The organism is Collinsella aerofaciens (assembly GCF_039752955.1).
In the GTDB taxonomy this organism is placed as follows: domain Bacteria; phylum Actinomycetota; class Coriobacteriia; order Coriobacteriales; family Coriobacteriaceae; genus Collinsella; species Collinsella aerofaciens_BI.
Map to the genome: position 1 here is coordinate 1 of NZ_JBDMHB010000037.1, position 5,535 is coordinate 5,535.

The following is a 5,535-nucleotide window of genomic DNA, read 5'->3' on the forward strand; positions in this document are numbered from 1 at the left end:
GCGGTGTCCCCTCCCTTTCAAGAAAGAGAAGAGGCGGGGCATGCCCCGCCTCTTACACCACATCTCTGCGCGCTACCAAGTTATTAAACAAATGTGGAATATCCTGGCATCAATCTGACGTTATAGAGCGTGAAAACAGCTTGCAGAGCCAAAAACTCCTGCTACTAAATTGGTAACAGTACTCATATTTGCTATTTTTTGGCCACGGCGCCCTAAGACGGGTGTGTTGGGGCTTTCCATAGGGGAGCGACGGGCTCAATCAGAGCACGTGCGGTCCGTCCTGACCTGCGAAATCTGTACTCGCGATGCGAATAACGCCCCTAACCTTAAACTTTAGCTTGAACTTAGCTATAATGCGCTACGTTCCTGCCAGGCTGTGGTTGCGGACGGACGAAATGCCCGTCCTAGTCCAAGACAGACGCGGTCAAAGGGATCCACGTAAGCGACCGCGTGCGCGCGGCGCGATCATGGCGCGTCCTAGATGTAAGCCGCACCGTCCGTTCGACTTTCTTTGGGGCAATACCGCCTCGCGGGCGAGCGGGCCAGTCGTGAAGGTGGCTGCGGCCTCCCGAGCAAACACCCCGGTGCGCAAGTGTGGGGTCAAATACCAGGTCAGCTGGTGGGAACAACCTGATATTCCGTGCAACGCACGGATCGTATACGACACAGAAGGTAGGGTAGTGGACATGGTGAGGGGCAGCTTGATGCACGCGGCTCGGTTAGGTGCTGGGACCGCAGCGGTCATCGCCGTTTTGGGCCTGAGCGGATGCGCGTTCAACCCGCTGTCTGCGTTCACGACTCCCACGATCGACCAGATCGAGTACGAGACCGTCACGCCGGCGGTGTCGGACGACGCCCTGGTCACTCCCGGAACCCTGACGGTCGCCCTCGATACTTCCGATGCGCCGCAGGCCATGCAGGACGCCGACGGCGAGCTCACGGGGTATGCGGTTGACGCCGCCCGCGCCCTCGCAAGCCGCATGGGCCTTAAGGTCTCCTTTGTCGATGCGTCTTCGGCAGGTTCCGCGCTCGGCGACAAAAAGGCCGATATCTTTATCGGCGAGATTAACTCCACGGACGGGGACATTAGCTCGCTCGGCACCTGCCTGTACGATGCCACTTCCGTGTTCGGTAAAACTAGCGATGGTGGGTCGCTAAGCGTTTCCACCGATACCCTTAACACGTCCACCCTGGGCGTTCAGATGTCCTCGGCCTCGCAGGAGGCGCTTGCTAAGCAGAACATTACCGCCAACCAAAAGACCTACTCCAACATCAACGAGTGCTTTGAGGCGCTCGAGTCCGGCGAGGTCGACTATGTGATCTGCGACTCCACGGCCGGCGGCTACCTTGCACGCCTGATGAGCGAGGTCTCCTATGTCGGTGCGCTCGAGGCGCCCTCGACGCTTGGTGTTGCGGGCCTCTCGTCCAATGACGAACTGTGCCGTGCCGTGAGCGATGCCCTCGACGACATCACGGTCGACGGTACGCTCGAGGCGGTCCACTCTGTCTGGTATGGCACGATGCCCTACGACCTCACCACTAAGACGGTTTCGGGCGCTAGCGTGCAGCCGGGTGACTCTGAGTCCAGTGAGACCACGTCCTCCGGCAGCGAGTCCTCCGATTCCAACAATGAGACCGCATCCTCCGAGGACAAATCGTCCAGCCAGGAAGGCGCCATCACCGACGACGACATTAACAAACTCAATAGCTAGTTATTGCTAGGGGTGGTGTCTCCTATACGTTGGAAAGGACACTTCTTCACGGTTTCAACACGCACTGCCGGGCTTCCCCAATAGGGGAGCCCGGCTTTTTCATCCCAATAAAACCAGCAGGTCAAAGCTAATTTTCGGGACCAAATACAAAGCCGCCGGCCCCTCCTATAGCGCACTTTGCCACAGAAAAGTGCGAGACTTCGGTATGCGGTATCAAGCAATCGTTATTCGGGTCTTTAGGAATCCGCGTGATTAAATGCACGGCAATGGGTACATAGCCAGTACAGTAAGTCCCCGAGGCAGATTGGAGCCACGTATGGATATCAAGGTTTCTGGACGCAAGACGACGGTAACCGATGCTCTGCGTGCGCACGTGGATGAGAAGATCGGCGAGGCGCTCAAGGTTTTCGATATCGAGCCCATGACGGTCGACGTTGTACTTCGCTATGAGAAGAACCCCTCGAACCCCAACCCGGCAATCGTCGAGGTTACGGTTCGTGCCCGCGGTTCGGTGATTCGCGTTGCCGAGCACGGTGCAGATATGTACGCCGCCATCGACCTCTCCGCCGATAAGGTCACCCGCCAGCTGCGCAAGTTCAAGACCAAGGTCGTGGACAACCGCCAGGGCGGTGCCAGTGCAGCGGATGTTGCGCCGGTCGAGCGCGTCGAGGATCTGGCCGACCTGCTGCTGCCCGAGGAGGAGGACGACCTGCTCGTCCGCGAGAAGGTCATCGATGTCACCCCGATGACTGAGGAGCAGGCGCTGGTGCAGACAGATCTGCTCGGCCACGACTTCTACGTGTTCGAGAACGCGACGACTGGCCTCATCAATGTGGTGTATCACCGTAAGAATGGTGGATATGGCATCATCAAGCCCCGCATCGAAACACTTGACGAGTAAAATACGTTAACTTGCATGAGTTAACGGTTGGCGGCCATCCCATGCGGGTGGCCGCCTTTTTACGTAAGGAGTCGCTTTGATGGACAAGGCCGCATCCGCCGGTCATTCGAACCGTTGCCGCATCGTCGTCGATACCTGCTGCGACTTTAGCCCCGAGGTCGCCGCGAACCTCGATGTCGATATCCTGGGTTTCCCTTTCATTATCGATGGCGAGGAGCGCACAGACGACATCTGGTCGAGCATGAGCCCTAAGGAGTTCTACGACCGCATGCGCGCCGGTGCCCGCGTGTCCACCTCGGCTGTGTCGCTCGGTCGCTATATCGAGTTTTTTACCGAGTGCGCCAAAGAGGGCACGCCCACGGTCTACCTGTGCTTTACCTCGGCGCTGTCGTCGAGCTACAACTCCGCGTGCCAGGCGGCAGATGTCGTGCGCGCCGAGTATCCCAACTTTGAGCTCTACGTGGTCGACAACGCTCTGCCCTGCGCGACCGGTGCGCTCTTGGCGCTCGAGGCCGTGCGCCAGCGTTCGGCGGGACTGACCGCCAAGCAGCTGGTCGATTGGGCAAACGAGGCAAAGACCTACGTGCACGGCTACTTTACGCTCGAGAGCTTCGACGCACTGGCTGCCGGCGGCCGCATTCCTCCCGCGGCGGCGCAGCTCACGGCAAAGCTCGACGTCAAGCCCGAGCTCTCCTACGACCTGGCCGGCTCGCTGTCGCTGATCGGCGTCAACCGCGGCCGCAAGAAGGCGCTCAAGTCCATCCTCAAGTCGTTCCGCGAGAACTACGTGCCCGATCGCACCATGCCCATCGCCATCATGACGGCCGATGCCGAAAAGGATGGTGACTGGCTCGAAGCCGCCATCCGCAAGGAGGAGGGTTGCGCCGACGTCACGATCATTCGCGGCTCCGTGGGTCCCACCATCGGCTCGCACGTGGGCCCCGGCATGGTGGGCTGCGCGTTTTGGGGTAAGAACCGCGCCGACAAGGCGTCGCTTTCCGACCGTATCGCCCGCCGCGTGCGCGGTCAGTAGGCAAGCGCTGCGTCCGTAATCGCCCTCGACTCACAGCCCAAACGCTGGCACCGAGTATTCAACCTGGTAACAACACCCAACCCAAAAGGAAAGGTTTCATGGCAAACAAGCTCTCCGTCGCATTCATCGGCACCGGAATTATGGGTGCCCCCATCGCCGGCCACATTCTGGACGCTGGCTATCCCGTCACGGTCAACAACCGCACCAAGTCCAAGGCTGCAGCGCTCGTTGAGCGCGGTGCCGTCTGGGCCGATACGCCGGCAGATGCCGCGGCGAACGCCGACGTCGTCTTTACCATGGTGGGCTATCCCTCCGAGGTCGAGGAGCTCTACCTGGCGGGCGACGGCCTGCTCGCGTGCACTAAGCCCGGCGCGGTCCTGATCGACCTCACCACGAGCTCGCCCGAGCTGGCGCGCGACATTGCCGAGGCCGCCCAGGTTTCCGGCCGCATGGCGTTTGACTGCCCCGTCACCGGCGGCGAGTCGGGTGCTATCGCCGGCACGCTTACGGCTATCGTGGGCGCTACCGAGAACGACATTGCCCCGGTCCGCGATATCCTTTCCACCTTTGCGGCAACCATCTGCTGCTTCGACGGCGCCGGCAAGGGCCAGGCTGCCAAGCTCGCCAACCAGGTGTCGCTGGGCGCCTGCATGGTCGGCATGGCCGATGCGCTGGCGTTTGCCGAGCTGAGCGGCCTCGATCTGGAGAAGACCCGTCAGATGATTCTGGGCGGTACCGGCAAGTCCGGCGCCATGGAGAGTCTGGCGCCCAAGGCGCTCGACGGCGATTACAAGCCCGGCTTTATGGTCGAGCACTTCATCAAGGACCTGCGCTTGGCGCTCGCCTATGCCGACGACCGCGAGCTTGCGCTGCCCGGCGCCGACGTGGCCTTTACGCTCTACGACATGCTCGATGCCATCGGTGGCGCCAAGCTGGGCACCCAGGCCATCACGGTGCTCTACAAGGAGGAGGCCGACGCCATCGCCGCCGGTCTTGACTGGTCGCAGTATCGTCCCGAGGAGCATGGTGCTCACGAGGAAGGCTGCGGTTGCGGCGAACATGGCGACGACCACGAGTGCGGTTGTGGCCACCACCATGGCGAGGACCACGAGTGCTGCGGCGGCCACGGCCATGACGACGGCCACGAGTGCTGCTGCGGCCACCATCACGGGGAGTAGCGCCCATGAGCTGGACGTTCGTGGTGCTTGCGCTGGTGCTCTTTCTCTTTGCGATCTACATCGGCTTTTTGTGCGGCCAGTGGGCGTGCGAAAAGCGCGTCATCACCAAGCGCGACTACTGGATTGCCAACTTTGCAGGCGCGGCGGCAGTCGTCCTGCTGACCTGGGTGTTCTCACTGTTCCCGCTGGTGCAGTTTGCGCCGATCGGCTGGCTCGGCGGCTTTATCGCCGGTCTTAAGATGAGCTTTGGCGAGTCCGTCGGTCCGTGGCGCAAACACGACGAGGTCTTTAACGTCAACAAGGCTCATCGCGCCGCCGCCGACGCGGGCGACGCTGAGGAACGCCGCCGTGCGCGTCGCAATGGCGCGGCCGACCGACAGCTCATCTCGGTCACCGATGACAGCAAGGGTGCTGGCAAGCACGCTAAGTAATAGTAAGAAGAGGTAACTATGGCAGAAAACAAAGACGAACAGCTCACCGACGAGGAGCTGGCACAGCTTCAGCTGGCAGAGGAGAACGAGAACGCCGTCGACCGCCTGGTTCAGGAGCTCGGCTGCCCCACGCGCCGCATCCGCCAGTTTGCCGCCCGCGTGCTGCATCTGCTTGCCGAGCGCGATCCCCAGCGCGTCGTGCCCTGCGTGCCCGCGCTGATCGAGGCGCTCGACCGCCCCGAGGCTCAGACCCGCTGGGAGGCCCTCGATGCCCTGACGG

Annotated in this window: 6 protein-coding genes; all 6 read left to right on the forward strand. The window is 61.5% G+C overall.

What is annotated here, in order from left to right; translation table 11 throughout:
* The first annotated feature begins 686 nt into the window (after positions 1-686).
* Complete coding sequence (locus tag ABHR75_RS07895; RefSeq protein WP_346964055.1) at positions 687-1,712, forward strand: substrate-binding periplasmic protein; 1,026 nt, start codon at positions 687-689, stop codon at positions 1,710-1,712.
* 316 nt (positions 1,713-2,028) lie between these two features.
* Positions 2,029-2,613, forward strand: coding sequence for a ribosome hibernation-promoting factor, HPF/YfiA family (hpf, locus tag ABHR75_RS07900; protein WP_035137685.1), 585 nt, complete (start codon positions 2,029-2,031; stop codon positions 2,611-2,613).
* 79 nt (positions 2,614-2,692) lie between these two features.
* Complete coding sequence (locus ABHR75_RS07905; protein ID WP_022094619.1) at positions 2,693-3,646, forward strand: DegV family protein; 954 nt, start codon at positions 2,693-2,695, stop codon at positions 3,644-3,646.
* Positions 3,647-3,744: 98 nt separating this feature from the next.
* Positions 3,745-4,824 carry an NAD(P)-dependent oxidoreductase gene (locus ABHR75_RS07910; RefSeq protein ID WP_195232797.1) on the forward strand — a complete coding sequence of 360 codons (1,080 nt, stop codon included), beginning with the start codon at positions 3,745-3,747 and terminating at the stop codon, positions 4,822-4,824.
* A 5-nt stretch (positions 4,825-4,829) separates the two neighbouring features.
* Positions 4,830-5,255 carry a hypothetical protein gene (locus ABHR75_RS07915; RefSeq protein ID WP_346964050.1) on the forward strand — a complete coding sequence of 142 codons (426 nt, stop codon included), beginning with the start codon at positions 4,830-4,832 and terminating at the stop codon, positions 5,253-5,255.
* A gap of 18 nt (positions 5,256-5,273) precedes the next feature.
* A partial coding sequence (locus ABHR75_RS07920; protein ID WP_488212538.1) for a HEAT repeat domain-containing protein occupies positions 5,274-5,535 on the forward strand: 262 nt, incomplete at its 3' end.

Excerpts from the sequence above, each read along its gene's own strand:
- ABHR75_RS07905 (WP_022094619.1), top strand. The coding sequence starts at position 2,693 with ATGGACAAGGCCGCATCCGCCGGTCATTCGAACCGTTGCCGCATCGTC.
- ABHR75_RS07895 (WP_346964055.1), top strand. The coding sequence starts at position 687 with ATGGTGAGGGGCAGCTTGATGCACGCGGCTCGGTTAGGTGCTGGGACC.
- ABHR75_RS07915 (WP_346964050.1), top strand. The coding sequence starts at position 4,830 with ATGAGCTGGACGTTCGTGGTGCTTGCGCTGGTGCTCTTTCTCTTTGCG.
- ABHR75_RS07910 (WP_195232797.1), top strand. The coding sequence starts at position 3,745 with ATGGCAAACAAGCTCTCCGTCGCATTCATCGGCACCGGAATTATGGGT.
- hpf (WP_035137685.1), top strand. The coding sequence starts at position 2,029 with ATGGATATCAAGGTTTCTGGACGCAAGACGACGGTAACCGATGCTCTG.